Below are 25,277 nucleotides of genomic sequence, written 5' to 3'. Positions count from 1 at the left end.
CCTCGACCCGATCCGATGCGCCTGACCGTCACGCGGGCGGCCAGACCTCCGGGGAACAGGCGGCCACCAGGGCCCTGCGGGCGGCGTACTCCAGCGGCCTGAGCGCGTCGAGTCGTTGGGCTGCCTCCCACGCGCTCACCGCATTGCCGTCGTCGGCCACCGCCAGGTCCACGATGCCCAGGGCCTGCAGTGCTCGGCCGGCGAGGCCACTGGCGGCTGGCGGTGTCCCGGGCGGGGCGTCGTAGGTGGTGGTGTGGCGCAGGTCCATCAGCTCGTCGGCCACCGCGGGTCGCCACTTGGCCACGTCGAGGTCGACCAGGACCTCGACGGTCTCGAGGAGTGCCTTGCGCAGTCCCCGATCGGCCACGCCGAGGTCGTCCAGCTGTCGGCGTGCGGCCGGCAGCAGCTGCCAGACCACGCCGGCGCCGGCACGGAACGGGACGAGTCCGTGGCCGGTCCCGTCCAGGACGACGGCCTCCCCGGCCTCGACGGCGGAGTGGTTGAAGTCGCGCGGCCCACCCAGGCCGACCAGGTCGCCGGGCACGGGGAACGCCAGGCCGGCCGAGGAGGCGCCGAGGGCGCGCAGCCGACCGAGGGCGAGGACCAGGGGCACGCTCCCGGAGGGGTCGAGCCCGGCCACGTCATGGGCCGCGTCGTCGGCGCGGACCGCGTCCAGCACGTCGTCGGGACCGACGGCGCCGCGCAACCAGGCTGTGAGCCACCAGGCCATCCGGGCGGAGTCGACGGGGAGAGGTGGAGCCATGGCGCCGGAGCCTACGCCGGGGTCGATAGGGTGCGGGCATGACCGCCGTACTTGAGTTCGCAGGGGTGACGGTCCGTCGCGGGCAGGCGACACTCCTCAACGACATCAACTGGACCGTCGAGGAGGACGAGCGGTGGGTGATCCTCGGACCCAACGGCGCTGGCAAGACCACCTTGATGCAGGTCGCGTCCGCGCAGATGCACCCGACCGCCGGTGTTGCCGGCATCCTCGGTGAGGTGCTCGGCACCGTCGATGTCTTCGACCTGCGTCCTCGGATCGGCCTGACCAGTGCCGTGCTCGCTGAGCGGATCCCACGTGGCGAGCTGGTGCGCGACGTCGTCGTCTCCGCCTCGTACGGCGTGGTGGGGCGTTGGCGCGAGCACTACGACGGACTCGACCACGAGCGGGCCGAACAGCTCCTGGTGGAGCTCGGTGCGCAACGACTCCTGGACCGGACCTTCGGCACCTTGAGCGAGGGGGAGCGCAAGCGCGTGCAGATCGCCCGAGCGTTGATGGCCGACCCGGAGCTGCTGCTCCTCGACGAGCCCGCGGCAGGGCTGGACCTCGGTGGCCGCGAGGACCTGGTGTCCACGCTCTCGGTGCTGGCCAGCGACGAGTTCGCACCTGCCACGGTCCTGGTCTCCCACCACGTCGAGGAGATCCCGCCCGGCTTCACCCACGCGCTGTTGCTGCGTCAGGGTGAGATCGTCGCGGCCGGTCCGAAGGAGCGGGTGATCACCGAGGAGCTGCTGAGCGCCACGTTCGGGATGCCACTGATCGTGCGCCACGAGGACGAGCGCTACAGCGCGCGCCGTCGAAGTCGCCAACATGCAGGCACCGGGCGGGGCTAGGGTTCGGTCATGGACTGGTTGCGCGAACATGCCTGGGAGACCTGGCTGGCTCTCTCGATCGGCCTCGGCGTGCTGGAGATGTTCAGCCTCGACTTCGTCCTGCTGATGCTCGCGGCCGGTGCCGCGGTGGGGATGATCGCCGCCCTGCTCGGGTTGCCGCTCATCCTTCAGGTGCTGCTCGCGGCCGGCGCGGCGGTGCTCTCGCTCGCGGTGATCCGTCCCACGGTAGTGAAGCGGCTGCACCAGGGTCCCGAGCTGCAGCTGGGGCACGCCAAGCTGATCGGCCAGCGTGCCGTGGTGCTTGAGGAGATCACCTCGACGCAGGCCGGACTGATCAAGCTCGACGGGGAGCAGTGGACCGCGCGGCCCTATGACGAGTCGCTGGCCATCGCGGCAGGTGAGGCGGTGGAGGTGCTCGAGATCCGCGGCGCCACCGCGATGGTGCACCCCGTCCCACGCCTCGAGTCCTGAGGTTTCACCAGCGTCATCGTCGGGCAGGTCCCCTGCGAACCGGCCAGCCAAGAAATCACGGAAAGGTAGGACATGGGAACCGCCATCCTCGTCCTCATGCTGCTCGTCATCGTGCTCGTGGTCGTCGCCCTCGCGAAGACCGTGCGGATCATCCCGCAGGCACGTGCCGGCATCGTGGAGCGATTCGGGAAGTACAAGGGCTCGCTGCCCGCAGGGCTCAACATCGTCGTGCCCTTCATCGACAAGGTGCGCTACGTCATCGACCTGCGTGAGCAGGTCGTCTCCTTCCCGCCGCAGCCGGTGATCACCGAGGACAACCTCGTGGTCTCGATCGACACGGTGATCTACTTCCAGGTCACCGACCCGGTGTCGGCGACCTACGAGATCGCCAACTACATCCAGGCCGTGGAGCAGCTGACCATGACCACGCTGCGCAACATCGTGGGTGGCATGGACCTCGAGGAGACGCTGACCAGTCGCGATGCGATCAACAGTCGTCTGCGTGGGGTGCTCGACGAGGCCACTGGTCGTTGGGGCATCCGGGTGAACCGGGTCGAGCTCAAGGGCATCGACCCGCCGCCCTCCATCAAGGACTCGATGGAGAAGCAGATGCGAGCCGACCGGGACAAGCGTGCGGCCATCCTGACGGCCGAGGGCCAGCGCCAGTCGGCCATCCTCACCGCCGAGGGCGCCAAGCAGTCCGCGATCCTGAACGCGGAGGGTGACCGGGAGTCGCAGATCCTGCGCGCCCAGGCCGACCGGGAGTCGCAGATCCTGCGCGCCCAGGGTGAGGGCCAGGCCATCCAGACCGTCTTCCAGGCGATCCACGACGGCCAGCCGGACCAGTCGCTGCTGGCCTATCAGTATCTCCAGATGATGCCGAAGATCGCCGAGGGTGACGCGAACAAGGTGTGGATCGTCCCGTCGGAGATCGGCAAGGCCCTCGAGGGCCTCGGCTCGACGATGAACGACCTGCGCGGCATTCCGCAGGACGTCGATGGCCCGCGGGTCCGTGTCGACATGGGGTCCAGCGAGCCGGATGTTCCCCGGACCGGTGACTCGACCCTGTCCAGCGCCCACGCTGCCGTGGAGGAGGCCATCGCCGAGGCGAAGGGTGCCGCAGTCGGGTCGGACCGCCCCGCCGCTGCCCGGCCTGCGCAGTCCTCCTCGGACACGCCTGCGCCGCCGGTGCCGCCGGTTGACGGCCCGCCGAGCGGACCGGGGGCAGCGCCCACGCCGTGAGCCTGCTCGAGATGGCCGCGGTCCTGCTTGCCGGGTTCGCGGCCGGAACCATCAACACCGTGGTGGGGTCGGGAACGTTGATCACGTTCCCGACCCTGCTGGCGTTCGGCGTCCCCCCGGTGACGGCGAACGTCTCGAACACGATCGGGCTGGTCCCGGGCTCGGTCTCCGGTGCGATCGGCTATCGGCGAGAGCTCGCCGGGCAGAGGGCTCGGATCGTCCACCTCGCAGTCGCCGCACTTGTGGGCGGCATCATCGGCGCAGTCCTGCTGCTGGAGCTGCCGGCCGGCGCGTTCGAGTCGATCGTGCCGATCCTGATCGTGCTCGGTTGCGTGATGGTCGTCTTCCAGCCCCGGATCGCTGCCTGGGTGGCTCGGTGCCACGAGTCCTCGGGCGGGCTGGGGGAGCGAGGTGCCTGGTGGGTCTGGCCCCTGGTGCTGCTGACCGGGATCTACGGCGGCTACTTCGGGGCTGCCCAAGGTGTGCTGCTGATGGCGATCATGGGCATCGGGATCAACGACACCCTCCAGCGCCTCAACGGCACGAAGAACGTGCTGGCTGCCCTCGTGAACGCGGTCTCGGGCCTGATCTTCGCCGTGGTCGCCGACGTCGACTGGAAGGTCGTGGCGCTCATCGCCGTCGGCGCGGTCATCGGCGGCCAGGTGGGGGCGACGTACGGGCGCAGGCTCCCGGCGGGTGCGCTGCGCGCGTTCATCGTGCTGGTCGGAGTCGTGGCGCTGGTGGTGTTCCTCGCCTGAGCTCCGCCGGGGTCAGTCCTGGGTCAGTCCTTGGTGAGCAGCACGGCCACACCCGCTGCGACGGCACCCAGTGCCGGCAGCGTGAGCATCACGGACGTCGACTTGGAGACGGACTTGTTCGCCCCTGCGGCGATCCCGGCAACGACGTCGGCCGCGTCCACGGCCACTCCGATCGCGACGAGGTTGCGTCGCGCCGCACCGCTGGAGGCCAGGGTGACGGCGCCGAGCGCGATCTCGCGGGAGCCGAACATGCGTGCCAGATAGCCGAGCTGGGGCTGGTTGGCAGTGTCGAGCCGGGTGGCGCTGCCGAGCAGGCGGGGGGAGAGGAGGGCGAGCACGCCGAGGACGAGGCGACCGATGTTGAGGCCGGTGACGGGGTTCATGACGAGGAGACTAGCGAGACTCGACGTATGTCGTCAGCCATCGGTCCATTTCGGCATAGACGGCCTTGCGGGCCGGCTGTCGCGAGAGGACCAGGTCGTGGCGTCCACCCTCGATCGCGATGCTGGTCACGTGCCTGCCCACCGATGAGGCCCAGGCTCGGATCTGGGTGACGTCGAGGACGATGTCGCTGGTGTGGGCGTCCTCGTTGAGCTCGCGGGGATAGGTGGTGCGAGCGCTCGAGAGGACCAGGGTCGGGTCGAGCACGTCCAGCCCGGCGTGCAGCCGGGCATGGCCGTTGCGGATCGCGCGCAACCAGCCGACGTACACCGGGCGGGACTCGATCGGCTTCCAGCTCAGGTCGAAGGAGAACTCGCCCGCGTGATCGCGGTGCAGGCTCTTGCCATAGACCCCGGAGACCTCGCGGGGGATCTCCTTGCGGGGGAGCCGTGAGCCGACCTGCCGGATGACCTGTGTGCCGATGGTGCGCATCCACCGTGCTCCTTGCAGGTCGAACCACGGCGAGTTGAGGAACAGGCCGGCCACCCGGACGCCCCGGTCGTGCAACCACAGCGGGACGATCAGCCCGCCGGTGGAGTGGGCGCTGACCACGACGCTCTCGTGGCCGTCGCGCTCGGTGATCCGCGTCCAGGCCTCGTCGAGCTCCGGATAGTAGTCACCGACGTCGTCGATGTAGTGCGGAGTCTGGTGCTCGAGCAGGGAGCGACCATATTTGCGCAGGTCGAGGGCATAGAAGTCATAGCCTCGGTCGACCCACCACTGGGCGAACTCGGTCTGGAAGAAGTAGTCGGCAAAGCCGTGCACGTGGAGCACCGCCCCACGACTGGGGCCCTCGCTCGGGCGATGCACGAGGGTGGCGACGACGCGGCCCTCATCGTCGTCGGGCAACTCGATGGACTCGGCCGTGTAGGGGGCACCGAGGACATCGGTCTGCGCGCTGGTCATGGGTCCGATTCTTGCAGCCCGACACGCATCGGCGATTTGGGCGCGTCTTTCTTGAATGATTCCAGAGAAGGTGGTTGGGTGGTGGACATGCAGCAGATCGATCCCCCCTCCATGCTGCGGGAGAAGGCCCTTCGGGTGACCCGTCCACGAGTGGCGGTGTTGAGCGCCGTGGCCGGACACCCGCACGCGGACGCCGACACCATCGCGCGTGCCGCCCGAACAGACCTCGGCGCAGTGTCCACCCAAGCCGTCTACGACGTGCTGCGGGTGCTCTCCGAGGTCGGACTGGTGCGCCGCATCGAGCCGGCCGGTTCCCCGGCCCGGTTCGAGGTGCGCGTGGGGGACAACCATCACCACGTCGTGTGTCGTCAGTGTGGCGACATCGCCGATGTGGACTGCGCCGTGGGGCACACGCCGTGCCTGACGGCATCCGACGACAACGGGTTCGTCATCGACGAGGCCGAAGTGACCTACTGGGGCACATGTTCCAGTTGCGCATCCAACCGACACATCAACGAAGGAGCAAGCAGTGTCTGACACCACTCCCCATGACAACACCAAGCCGCTGACGACCGCGGCCGGTGCCCCGGTCACCAACAACCAGGACAGCATCACCGCAGGCCCCCGCGGACCGATGCTGCTCCAGGACCTGTGGTTCCTCGAGAAGCTCGCCCACTTCGACCGCGAGGTCATCCCCGAACGGCGCATGCACGCCAAGGGCTCCGGCGCCTTCGGCACGTTCAAGGTCACCCACGACATCTCGAAGTACACCAAGGCCAAGCTCTTCAGCAAGGTCGGCAACGAGGCGGAGATGTTCGCCCGGTTCTCCACCGTCGCCGGCGAGCGCGGTGCGGCCGACGCCGAGCGTGACATCCGCGGCTTCGCAGTGCGCTTCTACACCGAGGAGGGCAACTGGGACATCGTCGGCAACAACACCCCGGTCTTCTTCTTCCGCGACCCGCTGAAGTTTCCCGACCTGAACCGCGCAGTCAAGCGCGACCCGCGCACCAACCTGCGCGACGCCGAGAACAACTGGGGCTTCTGGACCAACCTGCCCGAGGCGCTGCACCAGGTCACGATCGTGATGTCGGACCGGGGCCTGCCCAAGTCCTACCGCCACATGCACGGCTTCGGATCGCACACCTTCTCGATGATCAACGAGGCCGGCGAGCGCTTCTGGGTCAAGTTCCACCACCGCACCCAGCAGGGCATCGAGAACCTCACGGACGCCGAGGCCGCCAAGCTCGTCGGTGAGGACCGCGAGTCCAGCCAGCGCGACCTCTACGAGGCCATCGAGCGCGGCGACTTCCCGAAGTGGAAGCTCTTCATCCAGGTGATGCCCGAGGCCGAGGCGAACGACTACCGCTTCCACCCCTTCGACCTCACCAAGGTCTGGTCGAAGAAGGACTACCCGCTGATCGAGGTCGGCGAGTGGGAGCTCAACCGCAACCCGGAGAACTACTTCGCCGACGTCGAGCAGGCCGCCTTCACTCCGGCCAACCTCATCCCCGGCATCAGCTTCTCTCCGGACCGGATGCTCCAGGGCCGTCTGTTCTCCTACGGTGACGCGGCGCGCTACCGCCTCGGAGTCAACCACCACCAGATCCCGGTGAACTTCCCCAAGGCCGCCCCCGGCCTGAACACCTACCACCGCGACGGCACGATGCGCGTGGACGGCAACCAGGGCGGCGTCCCCGGCATCGAGCCGAACAACTTCGGTCGGTGGTCCGAGCAGCCGCAGTACGCCGACCCGGCGCAGGCAATCGGAGACACGGCCGACCGGTTCAACTACCGCGAGGACGACGACAACTACTTCGAGCAGCCCGGTGACCTGTTCCGGTTGATGAGTGCCGAGCAGCAGCAGGTGCTCTTCGAGAACACGGCGCGTGCCATCGACGGAGCCTCGCAGACCTCGATCGACAAGCACATCGAGCACTGCACCAAGGCCGACCCGGCCTATGGCGAAGGTGTCCGCAAGGCCATCGAGGCCCTGCAGGCTGGCAAGATCAGCGACACGGCCGCCAACGAGGACCAGCCGCCGGCCTGATCCACCCACGAAAGCTCGGCTCTTGATGTTTGAGAGCCGAGCTTTCGTGCATTTCAGAGCAGGTGGGTGCGACCGAACATCTCCGCTGCCGCCCGCGCGGTCGGCGTACCCGCATCGAGGTCTGCGCCCGCAGCGACCAGCACGGCGACCACCTCGTCGTGGCCCTTGAACAGGGCCCCCGCGACGGGGGACTGGTCGTGGTTGTTGCGTCGGTCCACGTCTGCCCCACGGGCGATCAACGCCGCCACGGTCTCGTGGTGGCCGTGGTAGGCGGCGAGCATCAGCAGGCTGTTGTCCGCCGCATCGACCTGGTCCACGGGGAAGCCGTGATCCAGGAAATCGATGAGCTCTGCGGTCTCCCCGGCGCGTGCGAGGTCCATCGCGATCTCCACGACGCGGGCTGTCTGTTCAGGATCGAGCGGGGGCATGGACCCATTGTGGGCAGTCGCGGCCAGAGGCTCAGCGCAGGGTTCGTGCGTAGGTCCCGGTGCGGGCATTGCCGGCCCGGTCCGTGGCGACGAAGGTGACGATCATCTTCCCCGACGTGAGCCCGGGTGCCTTGATCGACCAGGTCGAGCTCGACGGTCGGCTCGCGGTGCGCAGACTGGCTGCGGCGAGCGCCTTGGTCTGGCTCGACTGCCTGCTCCAGCGACTGCCGACGTAGGCATACCAGCGGCTGCCGCGCTGCTGCACCAGGCGCACCTTGACGCTGGAGACACCGGACCCGTAGGTGTCGGACGCGGTGCCGCGAATGGTGCTCCACCGAGCCCGTTGGTCCAGGTACGACGTACAGCTGCTGCCGCGGCGGCTCCCGCAGGAGGGAACCGTGAGGGCCACCTTGGGCGCGGTGCCGTCGACGACGAGCGCGGTGTTGACCACGCGCGCGGTGTTGCCGGCCCTGTCGCTCAGGCTCACCCGGAGGACCGGACGGGAGGTGGACTGGTAGGTGTGCGTCAGCTTCGTGGTCGAGCCCGTGGTGACGGTGTCGGTGGTCCCGTCGCCCCAGGTCACGCGGACGGTCACGTCGGCGGCCGAGTCGCGGTCGTCGGCGATCCTGGTGCGAGTGAGTGTCACCGATCGCCCCCTGCGGACGTACTTCGACGGGCTGAGCGTGAACGCGCCGGTCGGGGCCGCGGTGTCAGGTGCCTGCGACGAGGTGGGATCGGGGCCCGGAGTGGTCGTCGGAGTGCTCGTGGGACTGGTCGTCGGATTGGGAGACACGGTTGGGCTGTCCGTCGGACTGGGTGTCGGACTGGGCGACGTGGTCGCGCTGACTGTGGGGCTGGGCGAGGGTGAGGTGCTCAGCGCTTGACCACTCCACCAGGCCGGCCGCTGGATCAGCGGGGTGACTGTGCCCGTCGCGACATCGAGCGTCGCACTGCGGTCGAGGTCGTTGAGGATGACCTTGTCGCCGTCCGGGGACCAGTCGCTGACCCAGAGCGCCTCCGTCGTCGTGGACATCGTCTCGACGCTCCCGTCCAACGCCGCCGCGAGCACCTTGCCTGCCGGGTCGAAGGGGGAGAAGTCGCCGACTGCGACTGCGACCCGCCCGGAATCGGGGGACCAGGCCGGGACGTTGTTGGGACGGACGTCCCCGTGGCCGGTCAGTCCCACCGTGCGTGGCGGGCGAGCGAAGTCGAGGTCTACGATCCCGATGCTGCGGATGTAGTCGCCGACGGGTTGGACCAGGTATGCCAGACGCGTTCCGTCCGGCGAGACCCGCAGGCCCTTGGGCAGGGCGCCGGTCATTTCGCGACGGACCCGCGGCGCAGCGTTGGCGACGTCGAGCCGCTGCTCGACGAGGCGGAACCTGTCGTCGTGTCCACCATCGCCGCCGGCGTCGACCGCCTGGACGAAGTACGCCGTGCGGGCGTCGGGCGAGAGTGCCACAGCGAGTCCGCTGCTGGCGCCCAACGTGAATGACCGCACCGGATTCCCGTCGACTCCGACCAGGGTGTACTCGAAGGTGTCGTCGTTGCGCCACAACACCAGTCCGGTGTTGCCGTGCACCTCCATCAGGGAGATCGAGCCGTCGGCCGGTGGTGTGGCCAGCACCTTGCGGCCGGTGCCGTCCGGGTTGCTGACGACGATCGTCCCGCCGTTGCGTTCCTGGTACACGACGCGGCCCGCTGCGGCATGTGCGTGCGCCTGCGTCGTGATCCGGACCCCGGTGGCAGCCGTGCTGTTTCCCGGGTTCCAGTCGAGGCTCGAGGTGGTGACGCTCGCGGAAAGGGGCACCACGCCGGTCGCTGCGAACCGATCCGACACGAAGACGTCCACCTGCTCACCCACCGCGAGCGCGGGGATGCGGCAGGTGCCATCGGCGCACGCGGTGTCCCCGATCGTCAGCGACGTTGCGGGTTCATCACCGAGCTCGACGTCGAGCGTCAGGTCCTCTGCGCGATCAGGTCCGCGGTTGGTCACGCGGACCCTTCCGGTCCATGCCTGGCCTGCGGAAGTCGTCGTGTCGTGCAGGGCGACGCTGACGTCCGCGGTCCCGGAGCCGGCCGGTGGCACCGGGATCGGCTGCCAGGTCCATGGTCCCTCGATCTTGGGCAACACCTCGGCGATGCGATCGCCGGGAGCCACTCCGGGACCGACACGCACTACGGCGGCGACATCATGGGCATCCTCGCGATCCAGCGGCAGCAGGAGTGTTGCGTCGGCGTAGTCGGTGTAGGGCAGCCACTTGACCCAGGTCGCACTGCGGCCCAACTCGGCCACGGTGAGGTGGCGACGGGTCCAGGAGCCATCGAGTTCGCGGTCGAAGACATCGATCAACGGCCTGGTCCCGTTCTCGTCCCGGGGACCCGCATAGCTCACCGCGATGTGGCGCCCGTCCGGCGAGACGGCCCCTCCGTTATATCCCTCATGGGTGGGGTCATCGGTGGTGAGTGCCTTCGGCAGCTCGACCATCTGGGCGTCGGGGGTGAAGACGAACGCCGACCGCTCCGCCACGGCCAGCACTGTGCCGCCGCCTGCCCAGCCGCGATCGATGTGTTTGCCGCGAAGCGTGCCGTCCTCGATGGAGATCACTGCCCCGACCGCACCGGTCGCGATGTCGACCTGACGCAGGACGCCACGACTCCACTCCTCGGACGTCCCCGCGAACTGCGTCTGATAGCCGGCCACGAGCAGGTGCCCCATGTCGAGCCAGGTGATGTCCTCGAAGGTGTTGTGGACGTCCTGGTGATATGTGCTGTCGATGCGTCGGTTCTCCACCAGGACTCGCAGGAAGGTCCCGGAGATGTCGAACAGCACCAGTGCCTCGCCGGTGCGTCCCGGCTGTCCAGCTGAATCACTCGGGGTGCCCCCCGGAACGACGTAGCCCTCGGGGTCGCGCACCCAGGCTGCCACATGCAGCCCGTCCGGGGAGACCGCAAACCTGGTAATACTCGCGTTCGTGGCCCCGGAGGCGCGATCCTCGTCAGTGAAGGGGCGCTGCTTGATCAGGTGCGCGGGCTCCGAACCGTCGGGGTTCGTCGTGTAGTACCCGTTGTAGCCCTCGACCGAGAGGTCGTTGTTGTAGCCGGCCGAGACGAATCGCGCGAGCGAGCCCGGCGCGGGCAGGGCGACAGCGGTGTCATCCTCGGCGGAGGCGGAAAGGTGCAGCGGAACGGCCAGGGCGGCGGCACACACGGCGGCAACGGCAGAACGACGCAGGGCGAGCGCGGAGATCATCTGCCGATGCTAGATGGGCGTTTTCTCCCGAATCTGGCGAATCATGAATTTTCTGCCACAGGTCTAGACAGGTGGCGCACCGGCATAGAGGGTGCGGATCACATCCTCGATGTCCGGCTCCCGGATCGAGAGGTCAGCGACGTCGTACGCCGCCGCCACGGCCGCCACGATCGGTGCGGCGCTGGTCCCGGGCGGGAACGAGAGCCACTGGCGCGGCCCCTCGACACGGACCACCTCGGCGCCGGGCACCTGGATCGGGGCGGCCTCGTCGACGAGGTCGACGACCAGGGTGCGGTGCGATCCTCCGCGGGCGTGCAGGTCGACCAGTGAGCCGTCGAAGATCGCGGTGCCGTGGTCGATCACGATCACCCGGTCGCACAGGGCCTCGATGTCCTGCAGGTCGTGGGTGGTGAGCATCAGTGTCGTCCCGCGGTGCTCGTTGAGGGCGCGCAGGAACTCGCGCAGCCGTCCCTTGCTGACCACGTCGAGACCGATCGTCGGCTCGTCGAGGTAGAGGATCTCCGGGTCGTGCAGCAGCGCGGCCACGATGTCGCCGCGCATCCGCTGCCCCAGGGAGAGCTGCCGGACGGGGGTGTCGAGCAGGTCCTCGAGGTCGAGCAGGTCGAGGAACTCGGCCAGGTTCTCGCGGTGCCGAGCGGGTTCGGTGCGATAGATCTTGTGCAGCAGCTCGAAGGAGTCGCGCAACGGCAGGTCCCACCACAACGTGGTGCGCTGGCCGAAGACGACGCCGATGCGCCGGGCCAGCTCCGTGCGTCGCCGAGACGGATCCAGGCCTGCGACCCGGACCTGGCCGGTGGAGGGGACCAGGATGCCGGTCAGCATCTTGATGGTGGTCGACTTCCCGGCGCCGTTCGGACCGATGTAGCCCACCATCTCGCCGGCCGCGACCGAGAACGACAGGTCGCGCACCGCGTCGACGGAGGTTGTCGTACGCCGTAGTCGTCCAGCCTTCCTGCGCACCGTGAAGGTGCGGGCGAGGTCGGTCACCTCGATGAGATCAGTCATCGGCTCAGCTTCCCGTCGATCGGTAGTGGCGGACGCCGAAGCGCCAGACAAGGGTCGTGATCCAGAGCATCAGTGCGCCGATCAGGAGGGTGAGGAACGAGAACCATTCGGGCATCGAGAACGGATCGTCGCGGCCGAGGATGAAGAGGGCCGGGTACCAGTTCACGAAGGCCAGCGGGACCACGAAGGTCAGTGCCTTGAGGACCTCACCGGGGAAGATGGCGAGCGGGTACTGGGTGATGGTGTTCCCGCCGTAGGTGAAGGCGTTGGCGAACTCCACGCCGTCCGCGGTCCAGAACTGGATGCAGGCCAGCACGATGAAGATCGAGCAGTAGATGGCCGCTCCACCGACGACCATGCCGACCGCGACCAGGACGCGCAGGGGCGACCACTCGACGTACGCCGACGCCCACGCGAGCACGAGGACGCACAGCAGGATGCGCGAGAGTCGGCGCAGCGCGAACTCGTTGGAGCAGACCTGGGCCAGCAGGGGGACCGGGCGCACCATCATCGTGTCAAGGTCGCCCATCCGGATCATCTGGCCGAGGCGTTCGATGCGGCCGACGAACATGTCGGCGAAGGCCAGGCCCAGGCCGGTCGCGCCATAGAGGAACCCGACCTCGCGCAGGGTGAAGCCGCCCATCGAGTCGATGGTGTGGAACAGGATCCAGATGCCGATGAAGTCCAGTGCTCCGATCACGAAGGCGCTGGCGGTGAGCAGCCAGAAGGACACCCGATACGTCATCGAGGCACGGATCCACATCCCGGCGATGCGCCAGTAGCCGCTCCAGCCGTCCACGACCTGCGTGCGGTCAACCACCCTGGACCACCACCCGGCGCTCGGCGAGCCGGAGCATGGTGAGGCAGGCGATCATCAGGCCGAGTGCCCAAGCGGCCCCGAAACCCAACCCGGACCAGACCTCGGCGCCGGTGCGCTGGCCGAGCCAGATGTCGGCCGGGACCTGCAGCATCGCGGCCCACGGCAGCGCCATCGCGAGTTCGCGCAGGGCCCCGGGGAAGAGCACGAGGGGCACGGTGAGACCGGTGAAGAACGAGTTCATCACCACCAGGACCGTGCGCGGGCCGGACTCGTCGAAGAGCCAGAACGAGGTGATCGCCACCAGCATCCGCAGCGCGAAGCTGACCAGGACCGCCAGGACCACCGCGACCAGGAACGCCACCCAGCCCCACGGCCCTGGCGGGGAGCGGAGATCGAAGAGGAGGGCGCCGACCAGTGCCGGGCCGAGGCCCCGGGTGAGCAGGTGGTACGTCGCTCGGCCGAGGTCGGCGGCGAGATACCAGCCGAGCAGGCCGACGGGGCGATAGAAGTCGATGACCACGTCACCACTGCGGATCCGCGCGGCCAGGTCGTCGGGGGAGCCGCCGCCGAACATGGCCACGGTCATCAGCATGGCCTGACCGACCCACACGTAGGTGAGCGCGTCGGTGAGGTCGTATCCGCCGGCATCGGGACGCTGCTGCCAGACCTCCATGAAGACGAAGCAGCTGATGATGCCGAAGATGCAGTTGGTGAAGATGCCGGCGAGGGTTGCGAGGGTGTAGGTCGAATAGCGTCGGAAGGCGCGGGTGGCTATCGCGACGTAGAGCACCGAACCTCCAGGCGTTCGTGGTCAGGAATGCATCATGCCAGTCGAGTCGACGATGCCTGGAGATCGACCCGGTAGCGGGGGAATATCGGCGCAGGGGGTCCCGTTGAGCAAGGTAATTACATGTTCAACTAAGTAGGAGGCAGAGATGCAGTTCGGGATCTTCACCGTTGGCGACGTGACGACGGACCCGACCACGGGCCGCACGCCGACCGAGAACGAGCGGATCAAGGCGACCGTGGCCATCGCCCGCAAGGCCGAGGAGGTCGGCCTGGACGTCTTCGCGACGGGAGAGCACCACAACCCGCCGTTCGCCGCGCCCGCCAACCCGACTGTGCTGCTGTCCCACATCGCCGCCCAGACCGAGAAGATCATCCTCTCCACCTCCACCACGCTGATCACCACCAACGACCCGGTCCGCATCGCGGAGGACTACGCCTACCTGCAGCACCTCGCTGACGGACGCATGGACCTGATGATGGGTCGAGGGAACACCGGGCCGGTCTATCCCTGGTTCGGCAAGGACATCCGTGAGGGTCTTCCGCTCGCGATCGAGAACTACGCGCTGCTGCACAAGCTGTGGCACGAGGACGTCGTGGACTGGAAGGGCAAGTTCCGTACGCCGCTCCAGCAGTTCACCTCCACGCCGCGACCGCTCGACGGGGTGGCCCCGTTCGTGTGGCACGGGTCGATCCGTTCGCCCGAGATCGCCGAGCAGGCTGCGTACTACGGCGACGGCTTCTTCCACAACCACATCTTCTGGCCGCACTCGCACGCCGCGAAGATGATCGCCTACTACCGCCAGCGCTTCGAGCACTACGGACACGGCACCGCCGAGCAGGCCATCGTCGGCCTCGGCGGACAGGTGTTCATGCGCAAGAACAGCCAGGACGCCATCAACGAGTTCCGGCCCTACTTCGACAAGGCTCCGGTCTATGGACACGGCCCTTCGCTCGAGGACTTCATGGCCGGGACGCCACTCACGGTGGGCTCGCCGCAGGAGGTCATCGAGCGGACCCTCGAGCTGGGCGAGGACGTCGGTGGCTACCAGCGCCAGCTGTGGTTGATGGACCACGCCGGCCTGCCGCTCAAGACGGTCCTCGAGCAGCTGGACATCCTGGGCGAGGAGGTCGTGCCGGTGCTCCGCAAGGAGTTCGCCGCCCGCAAGCCCGCGGGCGTCCCGGATGCGCCCACCCACCAGTCCCGGGTCGCCGCCGCAGGCGGAGCCCGCGACGCCACCGTCCACGCGCCGGCTGACGACGTCACCGGCCGGTCACCCGAGGAGGTCACGGCATGACCAGGATCGCAGTCATCAGCGGTGGGCTCAGCTCACCCTCGTCCACCCGCCTGCTCGCCGACCAGTTGGCAGCGGCCACCGTGAGGTCCCTGGCCGATCGTGGGCGTGAGGCCGAGGTCGACGTCATCGAGCTGCGCCCGTTGGCTCATGACCTGGCCGACATGATGCTGACCGGCTTCGCTCCCGAGGCCTTGGCAGGTGCTCTGGACAAGGTTGCCTCGGCCGACGCCGTCATCGCAGTCAGCCCGGTGTTCAGCGCGTCCTTCAGCGGCCTGTTCAAGATGTTCTTCGATGCCATCGACAAGGACGCGCTGGAGGGCACGCCGGTGCTGATCGGCGCGACTGCCGGAACTGCCCGGCACTCGCTGGTCACCGAGCACGCCCTGCGCCCGATGTTCGCCTACCTCAAGGCGGTCGTCGTACCCACCGCGGTCTTCGCCGCGAGCGAGGACTTCGGCAGCTCCGAGGGCGGAGCGCTCAGCGTGCGTGTGGCGAAGGCAGGCTCGCAGCTGGCGGCGGTGGTCTCCGGCACGGTGGACACCCGCTCAACCCGTCCGGTGAAGGTCACCATCGACAACCCGGAGGACACCCCGGACTTCGAGTCGATGCTGGCCTCCCTCTCCGGCTGAGGAGTCTGAGGATCCCCGGCTGACCGTGGCCTGGCTCGGCGACTGCGCCGAGCCAGGCCGAAATCGGTTTGCCAGCCGTGGCCCGCTGCGGGTTGGCTGGGCAGCATGGAGATCATCGAGCTCGACGTCCGCGACACCAACGCTCTGCACGCATGGTTCCGGGTCGAGCAGGACACCGTGCGCCACGACCGCCCATTCGGTTGGGAACGGACGTATGAGTCCTTCGAGCAGTCAGCGCTGCTGGGCCCGAGTCCCTATCACCGCATCGTCCGGCTGGCGGCGAGCTCCCAGGGCGGTGACTACCTCGGCATCGCCGAGCTGCACCTGTCGTTGCAGGACAACACCCACTTGGCCACGTTGGAAATCTCGGTGCACCCCGAGCACCGCCGAGCCGGCGTCGGCACCGCCCTGTTCCGTGAGATCGAGCTGATCTGCGCCGCTGAGCAGCGTTCCACGCTGTGTGCCGAGACCTACGTCCCGACGGAGACATCGGCTGAGGAGAGCGCTGCTCTTCTCTTCGCCGCCGGTCTGGGACTCTTCCCGGTTCACCAGGAGGACCACCTGGTCCTCGACCTGCCAATGGCCGATGAGCACATGGCGGAGCTCGACTCAGCGCACGCGGCTTCCGAGGACTATGACGTCATCGTGTGGGGGGACCGGTGCCCCGACGAGCACGTGGAGGCGTTCTGTCGGATGCGCACCCAGATGTCGCAGGACGTCCCCACGGGTGAGATCGACGTGAGCCCGCAGGTCGTCGACGTCGAGAGGCTCCGCGCCTCCGAGGCCCGTCTCTCGGCGGGTTGGATCAGCATCGTCGCGGCTGCTCGCCGGCGCTCCGACTCGGTGATGGGCGGCTACTCGCAGCTGGTCCTGCCACGGGGCGGTGAGCTGGCCATGCAGGACGACACACTGGTCATGCCCGAGCACCGGGGGAGCCGACTGGGCACCCGCCTGAAGCTGGCCACCCTGCAGGTCCTGACCCGCGACCACCCGGGCCGGCGTGCCCTGCACACCTGGACCGAGCCGGACAACCATGCGATGTATCGCACCAACACCGACTTCGGCTACGTCGCCCGCGAACGGATGTACGAGGTGCAGCGCAAGGCGCCGTTGGAGTGACCGGCCTCGACCGGCTCGGAGAAGGGGCCGATCAGTGCTGGTAGGTACCGGTGATGATCGCTCGGCCCACGGTCTTGAAGGCCAGGTTGAACGACACCACCGCCGGCGAGGCATCTGGGTCGACGCCCAGGCTCTCTTCGCCAACCGCGTGCACGACGAAGAAGTAGCGGTGCACCTGGTCACCCTCCGGAGGAGCCGCCCCCATGAAGCCAGACTCGCCCCCGTCGTTGCGGACGTGGAACGCGTTGCCGGGAAGATCGCCGGCCGCAGCGCCAGTGTCGAGGGAGGTCACGTCGGCAGGGATGTCGACCAGGACCCAGTGCCAGAAGCCACTGGGAGTGGGGGCATCCGGATCGAAACAGGTCACCACGAACGACTTGGTGCCCTCCGGTACGTCGCTCCAGGACAGCTGGGGTGAGGAGTTGCCGCGGGCGGCCACCTGGTCGTCCTTGAGTGGCTGACCGTCGGTGACATCGGTGCTGGTGACACTGAACGACGCGGTGGCCGGGAGCAGTTCGTAGGGGTTCGGGGTGACGGGACGCTTGATGCTCATGCACTCGAACCTAGCCAACAGCTCCAGTGTCCGCCACGTGGAAGGGATGTGGCCGGGTCGTCGCCGCGCCGCCGGATCGGGGAGAATCGAGGGCGTGACCTCACCACGCGAACAGATCGAGTCCACCCTGGCCGCCATTGCGCCGCTCTCCCAGACGGCGATGCGGCAGGCTCGCGAACGTCAGGCGCAGCTGACCAAGCCGGCCGGAGCGCTCGGTGCGCTCGAAGAGGTCTCCATCCAGCTGGCCGGCATCTCGGGCTCCTGCCCTCCGCCGGCACCTGAGCGCCCGGCCGTCGCGGTCTTCGCGGGTGACCACGGGGTGCTGGTCCAGGGGGTGTCGCCGTGGCCCCAGGAAGTCACTGTCGGCATGGTGGAGAACTTCCGCGCCGGGGGAGCGGCGGTCAACGTGCTGGCGCGCGCCTGCGGGGCCGTCGTACGGGTCATCGATGTGGGTGTTGCCTCCGAGGTCGCCGGCGACGACGTCGTCCTGGTCCGCAACGTACGACGCGGCACCGCCGACCTTTCGCAGGGTCCGGCGATGTCCCGTGCAGAGGCAGAGCGAGCCCTCGCGGCAGGCATCTCGGTCGCGAACGAGCTGGCCGACGCAGGTCACGACGTACTCCTCACCGGTGACATGGGCATCGGCAACACGACACCCTCGGCGTGCCTGCTGGCAGCCCTGACGGGCACCCCTGCGGAGGTCGTGACTGGCCGCGGGGTGGGCATCGACGACGACACGCTTGCTCTGAAGACGCGGATCGTGGCGGACGCGGTCGCGCGTCTCGCGCCGGATGCCGAGCCGATCGACGTGTTGTCGGAAGTCGGTGGCCTCGAGCACGCGGGACTCGCCGGCTTCATCCTCGGTGCAGCAGCGCGGCGACTCCCGGTGATCCTCGACGGTGTCATCGCCGGCTCCGCGGCACTGGTCGCACAGGCTCTCAGCCCGGAGGCGATCCACTACTGCATGGCCGGTCACCGCAGTGTCGAACCTGGACACCGGACGGCCCTCGAGAGGCTCGGCCTGCGCCCACTGGTCGACCTGGATCTGCGGCTCGGTGAAGGAAGTGGGGCTGCCCTCGCGTTCCCGCTGGTGCGCTCCGCGGCCCTGATCCTCGACGAGATGGCCACTTTCGACTCCGCCGGTGTGGCGAACAAGGACGACTGATGAGTGACTTCGTCCCCTACCCCTCCGGCCTGCGCCTCGCGGGTCGCAAGGTCGTTGTGGTCGGCGGCGGGCATGTCGCCCAGCGTCGGGTGCCGGCGCTGATCGCCGCCGGCGCCGACATCCTGCTGGTCTCCCGTGCCGTCACCCCATCGATCGAGGGCCTGGCCAACGAGATCACCATCGAGTTGCGTGAGTTCACCCCCGCGGACCTCGACGAGGCGTGGTATGCCATCGCCGCCACCGACGACCGGGAGACCAACGCGGCAGTGGCCGCAGCCGCCGAGGAACGCCGGATCTTCTGCGTCCGCAGCGACGACGCCCGCGAAGCCTCTGCCTGGACCCCCGCGACCGGGCGTCACGGCACCGTCACCGTCGCTGTCCTCGGTGACCGGGAGCCGCGCCAGTCGGCGACGATCCGCGACGAGATCATGACCGCACTCCGCGAGGGTGTGATCACCTCGACTCCCGACCGGACTCCTGGCGTGGTCCTCGTGGGCGGCGGCCCCGGCTCGCCCGACCTGGTCACCATCGCTGCGCGCAACGCGCTCTCCTCGGCCGACGTCGTCGTGGCCGACCGGTTGGCGCCCCGAGAGCTCCTCGACGAACTCTCCCCGGACACCGAGCTCATCGATGTGGCCAAGCTGCCCCGTGGCCGCTCCGCGACGCAGGAGTTCATCAACGAGGTCATCGTCGAGCGGGCCAAGCAGGGCAAACGGGTCGTGCGGTTCAAGGGCGGCGACAACTTCGTCTTCGGGCGCGGATATGAGGAAGTCATCGCCTGCCGCGCGGCCGGCGTCCCGGTCGAGGTGATTCCGGGACTCTCCTCATCCATCTCAGTGCCAGCCCGGGCGGGCATCCCGGTGACCCACCGCGGCGTGACCCACGAGTTCAGTGTCATCTCCGGACACCTGCCGCCCGGCCACGCCGAGTCGCTGGTCAACTGGTCGGCGGTCGCGCAGATGCAGGGCACCGTGGTGCTGTTGATGGCCGTGCAGACTGCTGCGTCGATCGCCGCGGCACTCGTCGAGCACGGTCGGGATCCGGCCACCCCGGTCGCGATCGTGATGGACGGAACGATGCCCGAGGAGCGTACGGTGCTCACCACCCTGGCCACGATCGAGGCCGACATCGCCGCCAACGACGTACGCCCGCCAGCCATCATCGTGATCGGCGAGGTGGTCGCCGTCGCCCACCCGGAGCGGTTCCCGCGTGGCTGACCTGGTCCACATCGACGATCCGGCCGACCCTCGGCTGGTGGACTATCGCGACCTGCGCGACGTCCAGCTCCGCAAGAGCCTGGAGGTCGAGAACGGCCTCTTCCTCGCCGAGGGCGAGAAGGTCGTACGCCGTGCAGTCGCGGCCGGCTTCACCCCGCGGTCCTTCCTGATGGCGCCCAGGTGGGTGGAGAGTCTGGGCGACGTGCTGAGCACCAGTGACGCCCCCTGCTTCGTGCTGGAGGAGAAGCTGGCCGAGGAGGTGACCGGCTTCCATGTCCATCGGGGTGCGCTCGCCTCGCTGGAGCGACTGCCGCTGCCAGGGGTGGACGAGGTGCTGCAGGGCGCGCGTTCGATCCTGGTCGTCGAGGACCTGGTGGACCACACCAACGTCGGTGCGATCTTCCGCTCCGGAGCCGCGCTGGGATTCGACGCCGTGCTGCTGTCGCCGCGCTGCGCGGATCCGCTCTATCGACGCGCGATCAAGGTGGGGATGGGAGCCGTGTTCTCGACTCCGTGGACCCGCCTGCCGGACTGGCACGATGCCCTGCCGATGCTCTCCGAACGAGGCTTCACCACGATCGCGCTGACCCTTGCCGACGACGCCATGGTGATCGAGGATGCCGTGGCCGGGCAGGAGAAGGTCGCCCTGGTCCTCGGCTCCGAGGGCCACGGACTGTCGGAGCGGTGGGAGCGGTCGGCGGACCGGCGCGCGATCATCCCGATGCGCGAGGGCATCGACTCGCTCAACGTCGCCGCGGCGACCGCGGTCGCCTGCTACATCACTGCACGTCGGTAGCGCTCAGATCGTCGCGGACCGTCGAAGGTGGTCCGTCACCCCGCACCCGACAGACCAGTGTTCAGCAGGGCAGTCCTCAGCGGATCAGTCCTCTGCGGGCCAGCCCGGCGGGAACTCGGAGGCGGCCTTCTCATGCTGCTTCTTCAGCTTCTTGCGCGCCCGATCGCTGATCCGGTCACCGAACACGGTGCCCTTGGTGTGATCGGTCTCGTGCTGGAGGCACCGGGCCAGCAGCCCGTCGCCGGAGAACTCGACCGGCTCGCCGTCCAGTCCCTGGCCGGTGACCGTGGCGAAGTCGGGACGCGCGCACTCCACGAAGGAGCCCGGGAAGGACAGGCAGCCCTCGTCGCTGTCGTCCAGGACCCGCTCCTTGCCCTCGGGCAGGACCACCTCGGGATTGCAGATCACGCCGACGGTGTGGACGCCCTCGGCATCCGGGCAGTCGAAGACCACCACGGCGCGATCGACCCCGATCTGGCAGGCAGCCAGCCCCACGCCGTCGGCGGCATACATCGTGGCGACCATGTCGGCGACCAGGCTGCGCAGCTCGTCGTCGAACTCGGTGACCCGGGCCTGGGCCGTGTGCATGGGCGGCGTGCCCCACCGCGTGATCGGCCGGACGGTTCCGCCGGTGGGCAGCGGTCCGTGGGGAGCGTTGGGTTCTGGTTGTGTCGCCGGCATGGCCCAGATCATAGGGCGAGGTGGTGGACCTCGATGCCACTGACCTCAGCCGTCGAGGTCCTCGACGATCCGGCGATACTCCTCGCGGCGGATGCGTCGATCGTCCTCGGAGATGCGGAGCACCGCACCCTGCAGGTGCAGCAGTCCTCGGACCAGCTCGGCGCGCTGGGTCAGGACCTCGTCAGCGACCGCCCGGTGTGCGGGGGAGAGCTGCCCCTCGGGCAGCAGCGTGCCCTGCGGTGTCACCACTCCTGCGGCACGGGCGGCCTCTTCGGCGGCCTCGGCCTCCTGGGCGTCGCCCTGCACCAACGCCAGCAACCGATCCGCGGCCCTGAGAGCCTCCGGGTCGCCGACCGACTGCCCGGCTGCGAGTGCCTGGGCGCGGGCGAGAACGGCTGACGCACCGCTGACGGTGAACTTCCGATCCCGGCCGGCGGTGCGCGGGCGCCACGTCCATGCGGACCCGATCGCGGTGACTCCGACGACCGCCAGCACGCCGACCGCTTCCAGGGGAGCGGGCTGCGAACCGGAGACGACCAGGGCGCCGCCCCCGCCGGCGACAGCGGCGGTGAGCCAGGGCGCGGCGGGATGCACCCGGGTCCGGGCACGTCGTTCGACGACCTCGGGCAGGGACTCTGGCCTGGCCAGCGAGGAGACGGTCTGTTCCCAGGCCAGGTCCAGGTGGTGGCGAGCGTCGCGGCGACCCTCGGCCGAGTCCAGCAGGCGCCTCGGCTCGGTCACGTCGAGAGCCGCCAGGAACGTGGCCAGGTCGACGGGGCGGCGACGGATGAGCTTGTTCCCCGAGTCGATCAGGGCACCGACAAGACCGGATGCCATCTGCTGGTGCCGCCATCCGGCCACGAAAACCCTCCAGAACGTGTGTGGGAACGGCCCCAGCCTACCGGCAGCGATCCTGTGACCTGAGCCACATACCAATAGTGTGGCGCCGTGTGTAACTCAGAGTTACATTTCATGCATGTCCCTGATCAGAGCAACCAAGAACGCTGTCTCCCCGGGCGGCAAACACGGTGTCGGCAACGGTGAGACGCGAGACCCGATCGGCTATGCCGTCCTCGCGCTGAACAAGCTCGCCTCGAGCGACTTGATCGACCGCCTCGGCCTGCGCAAGCAGACCGAGCAGACCGTGTTCACCGTGACCCGTGGAGGCTTCAAGGTCGCCGGCCAGGCCGGTCGAGCCTTCGCCAAGAAGGGCAAGAAGGGCGCCGCCGGCGTCCGCGTCCCGGCCGCGAACCCCTCCGGTGTCTTCGACCTCACCCCGACCGAGGACGAGCAGATGCTCGTCGACGTCGTGGGGGAGTTCGCCGAGGAGATGGTCCGTCCTGCTGCCGCAGAGGCCAACGAAGCGTGTGCCGCCCCCGACGACCTGCTCAAGTCCAGCCTGGAGATCGGCCTGCCGATCCTCGGCATCCCCGAGAAGCTCGGCGGCATCTCCGAGGAGCGTTCGGCGATGGCAGGCACGCTGGTCGCCGAGGCCCTGGCCAAGGGCGACATGGGTCTGGCCGTCGCGGCACTGGCCCCCGGCGCAGTCGCGACCGCGATCTCCCTGTGGGGCACCGACGCCCAGCAGGCCACCTACCTCCCGGCATTCACCGGTGACGACGTGCCTGCCGCGTCGCTGGCGCTCAACGAGTCGCGCCCGCTCTTCGACGTGCTCCGGCCCGAGACCAAGGCCGTCAAGGCCGACGGCGGATATGTCATCAACGGCGTGAAGACCCTGGTGCCCCGTGGCGCCGACGCCGAGCTCTTCGTCGTGGGTGCCGAGCTGGATGGCAAGAACGTCCTGTTCCTGGTCGAGTCCGGCACCGAGGGCATCGCGATCGAGGGCGATCCGGCGATGGGCGTGCGCGCCGCGGGCCTCACCAAGCTCACCCTGACCGACGTCAAGGTCGACGACGACGCGATCCTCGGCGAGAGCGACGGTACGACATACCTCGAGGTAGTCCGCCTGTCCCGCCTCGCCTGGTGCGCGCTGGCCATCGGCACCGGCCAGGCCGTCCTGGACTACGTGAAGAGCTATGTGAACGAGCGTGAGGCGTTCGGCGAGCCGATCAGCCACCGCCAGTCGGTCGCCTTCATGGTCGCCAACATCGCCATCGAGCTGCAGGCGATGCGCCTGATCACCTACAAGGCTGCCGCCCGTGCGGCACAGGGCAAGGACTTCGCCCGCGAGGTCGCCCTGGCCCGCAAGATCTGCGCCGACAAGGGCATGCAGATCGGCCTAGACGGCGTCCAGCTCCTCGGTGGCCACGGCTTCGTCAAGGAACACCCCGTCGAGCGCTGGTATCGCGACCTGCGTGCGGTCGGCCTTCTGGAAGGAGGGGTCCTCGTATGACGCAGTCCGCCCCCTCACTCACCTTTGGAGACCTCTCATGATCAATCTCGAAACCCCCAGGAAGCACCGCGCACTCGTCGACCAGGCCCACCAGGTCGCGATGAACATGCTGCGCCCCATCTCTCGCAAGTACGACCAGGCCGAGCACGCCTATCCCAAGGAATTGGACATGCTCGCGGCCATGATCGACGGCCTCTCCGAGTCCGGAGCCTCCGAGGGTGCGGGCGCCACCGGCGTACGCCGCGACACCTCCGAGACCGACACCTCGGTCAAGAACGGCGCCAACCTGGCTTCGGTGATGTCGGTGGCCGAGATGTGCTGGGGCGACACCGGCCTGCTCCTCTCGATGCCGCGCCAAGGCCTGGGCAACTCCGCGATCGCCTCGGTCGCCAACGACGAGCAGCTCGAGCGGTTCCAGGGCACCTGGGCCGCGATGGCGATCACCGAGCCCGCCTTCGGGTCCGACTCCGCACAGGTCTCCACCACGGCCAAGCTCGACGGTGACCACTACGTGATCAACGGCGAGAAGATCTTCGTGACCTCGGGCGAGCGCGCCGACAGCGTGGTCGTCTGGGCCACCTTGGACAAGGCCCTGGGCCGCGCGGCGATCAAGTCGTTCGTGGTCGAGAAGGGTACCCCCGGGATGAAGGTGGAGCGGCTCGAGCACAAGCTCGGCATCCGCGCCTCCGACACCGCGGTGATCACCTTCACCGACTGCCGCGTTCCGGCGGAGAACCTCCTCGGCTCGCCCGAGGTGGACGTGAAGCAGGGCTTCGCCGGTGCGATGGCGACCTTCGACAACACCCGCCCGCTGGTCGCCGCGATGGCCATCGGCTGCGCCCGGGCCTCCCTCGACCTGACCCGGTCGTTGCTCGAGGACGCCGGTGTCGAGATCGACTACGACCGCCCGGCGATCACCCAGTCGGCAGCTGCCGCCCGGTTCCTGCAGATGGAGGCCGACCTCGAGGGCGCCACCCTGCTCACCATGCAGGCGGCGTGGATGGCGGACAACCGCAAGCCCAACTCGCTCGAGGCCTCGATGGCCAAGGCGAAGGCCGGCCGGGTGGGCTCGGACATCACCCTGGGTTGCGTCGAGCTGGCCTCCGGCCTCGGCTACAGCGAGACCGAGCTGCTCGAGAAATGGTCGCGCGACTCCAAGATCCTCGACATCTTCGAGGGCACCCAGCAGATCCAGCAGCTGATCGTGGCCCGCCGCATCCTCGGCCTCTCCAGCGCTGAACTCAAGTGATCCACTGATCCGAATCGACAGCGACCCCCGGCCACCACTGGTGACCGGGGGTCGCTGCCGTTCCGGGCTGGTGCCCCGCGCTGGTGCAGCGAGGCTCAGGAGGCCTGCTGGTTGTAGTTGTACTGGTTGAAGGGGTCGTGCTCGGCCAGGATCTTGTCGACCCGGGCCTGGTCGATCCGCGCAGTGACTGCGGCGTTCTCCTGGTTGTCGCGCACGCACTTGGCCAACGTGAACGACGAGGTCGTCAGGAACAGGGTCCCGAGCGCCAGGAAGGCCCGCACCCACGGGTCGACCGGCAGGTAGCAGACCGCCAGGACCATGGTCAGCAGGACGATCCCGAAGGAGATGGCGGCCTGGATGAAGAAGGCGTTGGTGTTCTTGCTCGTCATGTTCGTCATGACCACAAGACTTCCCTGATCCACGCC

Annotated in this window: 26 protein-coding genes; 14 read left to right on the top strand and 12 right to left on the bottom strand. The window is 68.6% G+C overall.

The window, feature by feature from the left end:
* Window positions 1–28: 28 nt before the first annotated feature.
* The gene (locus tag BJ980_RS03225) at window positions 29–763 is read right to left on the bottom strand and encodes a hypothetical protein (protein ID WP_179500957.1); all 735 of its coding nucleotides are present in this window, start codon (window positions 761–763) and stop codon (window positions 29–31) included.
* Between the two features lie 38 nt (window positions 764–801).
* Here BJ980_RS03225 and BJ980_RS03220 point away from each other — a divergent pair, with 38 nt between their 5' ends.
* The 4 genes from BJ980_RS03220 (at window position 802) to BJ980_RS03205 (ending at window position 4,085) form a co-directional block, all read left to right on the top strand.
* Entirely contained in the window at window positions 802–1,614 is an 813-nt protein-coding gene (locus tag BJ980_RS03220) for an ABC transporter ATP-binding protein (RefSeq protein WP_179500956.1), read from the top strand.
* A 9-nt stretch (window positions 1,615–1,623) separates the two neighbouring features.
* Window positions 1,624–2,085, top strand: a complete 462-nt coding sequence (locus BJ980_RS03215) for an NfeD family protein (protein WP_179500955.1) — start codon at window positions 1,624–1,626, stop codon at window positions 2,083–2,085.
* Between the two features lie 72 nt (window positions 2,086–2,157).
* Window positions 2,158–3,327: an SPFH domain-containing protein gene (locus BJ980_RS03210; RefSeq protein WP_179500954.1), complete on the top strand. Its 1,170-nt coding sequence runs from the start codon at window positions 2,158–2,160 to the stop codon at window positions 3,325–3,327.
* Window positions 3,324–4,085 carry a TSUP family transporter gene (locus BJ980_RS03205; protein ID WP_179500953.1) on the top strand — a complete coding sequence of 254 codons (762 nt, stop codon included), beginning with the start codon at window positions 3,324–3,326 and terminating at the stop codon, window positions 4,083–4,085. Before BJ980_RS03210 ends, BJ980_RS03205 begins: the two co-directional genes overlap by 4 nt.
* A 23-nt stretch (window positions 4,086–4,108) precedes the next feature.
* On the opposite strand, the gene BJ980_RS03200 is transcribed toward BJ980_RS03205, so the two are convergent.
* Together BJ980_RS03200 and BJ980_RS03195 are read right to left on the bottom strand one after the other, a co-directional pair.
* On the bottom strand, window positions 4,109–4,468 hold the full coding sequence (locus BJ980_RS03200) for a hypothetical protein (protein ID WP_179500952.1): 360 nt from the start codon (window positions 4,466–4,468) through the stop codon (window positions 4,109–4,111).
* 10 nt (window positions 4,469–4,478) lie between these two features.
* Entirely contained in the window at window positions 4,479–5,432 is a 954-nt protein-coding gene (locus tag BJ980_RS03195; protein ID WP_179500951.1) for an alpha/beta hydrolase, read from the bottom strand.
* Between the two features lie 87 nt (window positions 5,433–5,519).
* Here BJ980_RS03195 and BJ980_RS03190 point away from each other — a divergent pair, with 87 nt between their 5' ends.
* Both BJ980_RS03190 and BJ980_RS03185 read left to right on the top strand, forming a co-directional pair.
* Entirely contained in the window at window positions 5,520–5,969 is a 450-nt protein-coding gene (locus BJ980_RS03190; protein WP_179500950.1) for a Fur family transcriptional regulator, read from the top strand.
* Window positions 5,962–7,479, top strand: coding sequence for a catalase (locus tag BJ980_RS03185; protein ID WP_179500949.1), 1,518 nt, complete (start codon window positions 5,962–5,964; stop codon window positions 7,477–7,479). The genes BJ980_RS03190 and BJ980_RS03185 overlap by 8 nt, the downstream gene beginning before the upstream one ends.
* A gap of 53 nt (window positions 7,480–7,532) precedes the next feature.
* Here BJ980_RS03185 and BJ980_RS03180 read toward each other — a convergent pair whose 3' ends face one another.
* From BJ980_RS03180 to BJ980_RS03160, 5 genes are all read right to left on the bottom strand, one after another.
* Entirely contained in the window at window positions 7,533–7,907 is a 375-nt protein-coding gene (locus BJ980_RS03180; RefSeq protein ID WP_179500948.1) for an ankyrin repeat domain-containing protein, read from the bottom strand.
* Between the two features lie 31 nt (window positions 7,908–7,938).
* Window positions 7,939–11,160, bottom strand: a complete 3,222-nt coding sequence (locus BJ980_RS03175; protein WP_179500947.1) for a PKD domain-containing protein — start codon at window positions 11,158–11,160, stop codon at window positions 7,939–7,941.
* 63 nt (window positions 11,161–11,223) lie between these two features.
* Entirely contained in the window at window positions 11,224–12,186 is a 963-nt protein-coding gene (locus BJ980_RS03170; RefSeq protein ID WP_179500946.1) for an ABC transporter ATP-binding protein, read from the bottom strand.
* A gap of 4 nt (window positions 12,187–12,190) precedes the next feature.
* Complete coding sequence (locus BJ980_RS03165) at window positions 12,191–13,006, bottom strand: ABC transporter permease (RefSeq protein ID WP_343047666.1); 816 nt, start codon at window positions 13,004–13,006, stop codon at window positions 12,191–12,193.
* Entirely contained in the window at window positions 12,999–13,796 is a 798-nt protein-coding gene (locus BJ980_RS03160) for an ABC-2 family transporter protein (RefSeq protein ID WP_179500945.1), read from the bottom strand. Before BJ980_RS03160 ends, BJ980_RS03165 begins: the two co-directional genes overlap by 8 nt.
* Window positions 13,797–13,941: 145 nt before the next feature.
* Between BJ980_RS03160 and BJ980_RS03155 the strand changes: the two genes are divergently transcribed.
* The 3 genes from BJ980_RS03155 to BJ980_RS03145 all read left to right on the top strand — a co-directional run bounded on the left by BJ980_RS03155 (window position 13,942) and on the right by BJ980_RS03145 (window position 16,838).
* On the top strand, window positions 13,942–15,090 hold the full coding sequence (locus BJ980_RS03155) for an LLM class flavin-dependent oxidoreductase (protein ID WP_179500944.1): 1,149 nt from the start codon (window positions 13,942–13,944) through the stop codon (window positions 15,088–15,090).
* A complete protein-coding gene (locus tag BJ980_RS03150) occupies window positions 15,087–15,719 on the top strand; it encodes an FMN reductase (RefSeq protein WP_179500943.1) in 633 nt (210 codons plus the stop codon). The genes BJ980_RS03155 and BJ980_RS03150 overlap by 4 nt, the downstream gene beginning before the upstream one ends.
* Window positions 15,720–15,824: 105 nt before the next feature.
* Window positions 15,825–16,838 (top strand): GNAT family N-acetyltransferase, encoded by a 1,014-nt coding sequence (locus BJ980_RS03145; RefSeq protein ID WP_179500942.1) that lies wholly within the window; start codon window positions 15,825–15,827, stop codon window positions 16,836–16,838.
* Window positions 16,839–16,869: 31 nt separating this feature from the next.
* Here the strand turns inward: BJ980_RS03145 and BJ980_RS03140 are convergent, their stop codons facing one another.
* Window positions 16,870–17,391, bottom strand: a complete 522-nt coding sequence (locus BJ980_RS03140; protein WP_179500941.1) for a YbhB/YbcL family Raf kinase inhibitor-like protein — start codon at window positions 17,389–17,391, stop codon at window positions 16,870–16,872.
* A 94-nt stretch (window positions 17,392–17,485) separates the two neighbouring features.
* Between BJ980_RS03140 and cobT the strand changes: the two genes are divergently transcribed.
* From cobT to BJ980_RS03125, 3 genes are read left to right on the top strand one after another with little or no spacing between them, the layout of a single operon-like run.
* Entirely contained in the window at window positions 17,486–18,556 is a 1,071-nt protein-coding gene (cobT, locus tag BJ980_RS03135) for a nicotinate-nucleotide--dimethylbenzimidazole phosphoribosyltransferase (RefSeq protein WP_343047665.1), read from the top strand.
* On the top strand, window positions 18,556–19,773 hold the full coding sequence (gene cobA, locus BJ980_RS03130; RefSeq protein WP_179500940.1) for a uroporphyrinogen-III C-methyltransferase: 1,218 nt from the start codon (window positions 18,556–18,558) through the stop codon (window positions 19,771–19,773). The genes cobT and cobA overlap by 1 nt, the downstream gene beginning before the upstream one ends.
* Complete coding sequence (locus BJ980_RS03125; protein ID WP_179500939.1) at window positions 19,766–20,569, top strand: TrmH family RNA methyltransferase; 804 nt, start codon at window positions 19,766–19,768, stop codon at window positions 20,567–20,569. The genes cobA and BJ980_RS03125 overlap by 8 nt, the downstream gene beginning before the upstream one ends.
* Before the next feature lie 84 nt (window positions 20,570–20,653).
* Here the strand turns inward: BJ980_RS03125 and def are convergent, their stop codons facing one another.
* A complete protein-coding gene (gene def, locus BJ980_RS03120; protein WP_179500938.1) occupies window positions 20,654–21,250 on the bottom strand; it encodes a peptide deformylase in 597 nt (198 codons plus the stop codon).
* 45 nt (window positions 21,251–21,295) lie between these two features.
* Window positions 21,296–22,087 carry a hypothetical protein gene (locus BJ980_RS03115; RefSeq protein ID WP_179500937.1) on the bottom strand — a complete coding sequence of 264 codons (792 nt, stop codon included), beginning with the start codon at window positions 22,085–22,087 and terminating at the stop codon, window positions 21,296–21,298.
* A 139-nt stretch (window positions 22,088–22,226) separates the two neighbouring features.
* On the opposite strand from BJ980_RS03115, the gene BJ980_RS03110 reads away from it, so the two are divergent.
* Both BJ980_RS03110 and BJ980_RS03105 read left to right on the top strand, forming a co-directional pair.
* Window positions 22,227–23,603 (top strand): acyl-CoA dehydrogenase family protein, encoded by a 1,377-nt coding sequence (locus BJ980_RS03110; protein ID WP_179500936.1) that lies wholly within the window; start codon window positions 22,227–22,229, stop codon window positions 23,601–23,603.
* 37 nt (window positions 23,604–23,640) lie between these two features.
* The gene (locus BJ980_RS03105) at window positions 23,641–24,852 is read left to right on the top strand and encodes an acyl-CoA dehydrogenase family protein (RefSeq protein ID WP_179500935.1); all 1,212 of its coding nucleotides are present in this window, start codon (window positions 23,641–23,643) and stop codon (window positions 24,850–24,852) included.
* A 95-nt stretch (window positions 24,853–24,947) separates the two neighbouring features.
* Here BJ980_RS03105 and BJ980_RS03100 read toward each other — a convergent pair whose 3' ends face one another.
* The gene (locus tag BJ980_RS03100; RefSeq protein WP_179500934.1) at window positions 24,948–25,250 is read right to left on the bottom strand and encodes a YiaA/YiaB family inner membrane protein; all 303 of its coding nucleotides are present in this window, start codon (window positions 25,248–25,250) and stop codon (window positions 24,948–24,950) included.
* Between the last annotated feature and the right edge of the window lie 27 nt (window positions 25,251–25,277).

The sequence above is a fragment of the Nocardioides daedukensis genome (assembly GCF_013408415.1).
GTDB lineage: Bacteria > Actinomycetota > Actinomycetes > Propionibacteriales > Nocardioidaceae > Nocardioides > Nocardioides daedukensis.
Note: the sequence above shows the minus strand (reverse complement) of the source record. Positions and strands in the feature narration are given on the sequence as shown.

What these genes read in the sequence shown, in the direction of transcription:
- def (WP_179500938.1), bottom strand. Translation starts at nt 21,250, where the DNA reads ATGCCGGCGACACAACCAGAACCCAACGCTCCCCACGGACCGCTGCCC.
- BJ980_RS03195 (WP_179500951.1), bottom strand. Translation starts at nt 5,432, where the DNA reads ATGACCAGCGCGCAGACCGATGTCCTCGGTGCCCCCTACACGGCCGAG.
- BJ980_RS03200 (WP_179500952.1), bottom strand. Translation starts at nt 4,468, where the DNA reads ATGAACCCCGTCACCGGCCTCAACATCGGTCGCCTCGTCCTCGGCGTG.
- BJ980_RS03110 (WP_179500936.1), top strand. Translation starts at nt 22,227, where the DNA reads ATGTCCCTGATCAGAGCAACCAAGAACGCTGTCTCCCCGGGCGGCAAA.
- BJ980_RS03100 (WP_179500934.1), bottom strand. Translation starts at nt 25,250, where the DNA reads ATGACGAACATGACGAGCAAGAACACCAACGCCTTCTTCATCCAGGCC.
- BJ980_RS03180 (WP_179500948.1), bottom strand. Translation starts at nt 7,907, where the DNA reads ATGCCCCCGCTCGATCCTGAACAGACAGCCCGCGTCGTGGAGATCGCG.
- BJ980_RS03190 (WP_179500950.1), top strand. Translation starts at nt 5,520, where the DNA reads ATGCAGCAGATCGATCCCCCCTCCATGCTGCGGGAGAAGGCCCTTCGG.
- BJ980_RS03150 (WP_179500943.1), top strand. Translation starts at nt 15,087, where the DNA reads ATGACCAGGATCGCAGTCATCAGCGGTGGGCTCAGCTCACCCTCGTCC.
- BJ980_RS03175 (WP_179500947.1), bottom strand. Translation starts at nt 11,160, where the DNA reads ATGATCTCCGCGCTCGCCCTGCGTCGTTCTGCCGTTGCCGCCGTGTGT.
- BJ980_RS03225 (WP_179500957.1), bottom strand. Translation starts at nt 763, where the DNA reads ATGGCTCCACCTCTCCCCGTCGACTCCGCCCGGATGGCCTGGTGGCTC.
- BJ980_RS03105 (WP_179500935.1), top strand. Translation starts at nt 23,641, where the DNA reads ATGATCAATCTCGAAACCCCCAGGAAGCACCGCGCACTCGTCGACCAG.
- BJ980_RS03115 (WP_179500937.1), bottom strand. Translation starts at nt 22,087, where the DNA reads ATGGCATCCGGTCTTGTCGGTGCCCTGATCGACTCGGGGAACAAGCTC.
- cobA (WP_179500940.1), top strand. Translation starts at nt 18,556, where the DNA reads ATGAGTGACTTCGTCCCCTACCCCTCCGGCCTGCGCCTCGCGGGTCGC.
- BJ980_RS03155 (WP_179500944.1), top strand. Translation starts at nt 13,942, where the DNA reads ATGCAGTTCGGGATCTTCACCGTTGGCGACGTGACGACGGACCCGACC.
- BJ980_RS03145 (WP_179500942.1), top strand. Translation starts at nt 15,825, where the DNA reads ATGGAGATCATCGAGCTCGACGTCCGCGACACCAACGCTCTGCACGCA.
- BJ980_RS03210 (WP_179500954.1), top strand. Translation starts at nt 2,158, where the DNA reads ATGGGAACCGCCATCCTCGTCCTCATGCTGCTCGTCATCGTGCTCGTG.
- BJ980_RS03215 (WP_179500955.1), top strand. Translation starts at nt 1,624, where the DNA reads ATGGACTGGTTGCGCGAACATGCCTGGGAGACCTGGCTGGCTCTCTCG.
- BJ980_RS03220 (WP_179500956.1), top strand. Translation starts at nt 802, where the DNA reads ATGACCGCCGTACTTGAGTTCGCAGGGGTGACGGTCCGTCGCGGGCAG.
- BJ980_RS03170 (WP_179500946.1), bottom strand. Translation starts at nt 12,186, where the DNA reads ATGACTGATCTCATCGAGGTGACCGACCTCGCCCGCACCTTCACGGTG.
- BJ980_RS03140 (WP_179500941.1), bottom strand. Translation starts at nt 17,391, where the DNA reads ATGAGCATCAAGCGTCCCGTCACCCCGAACCCCTACGAACTGCTCCCG.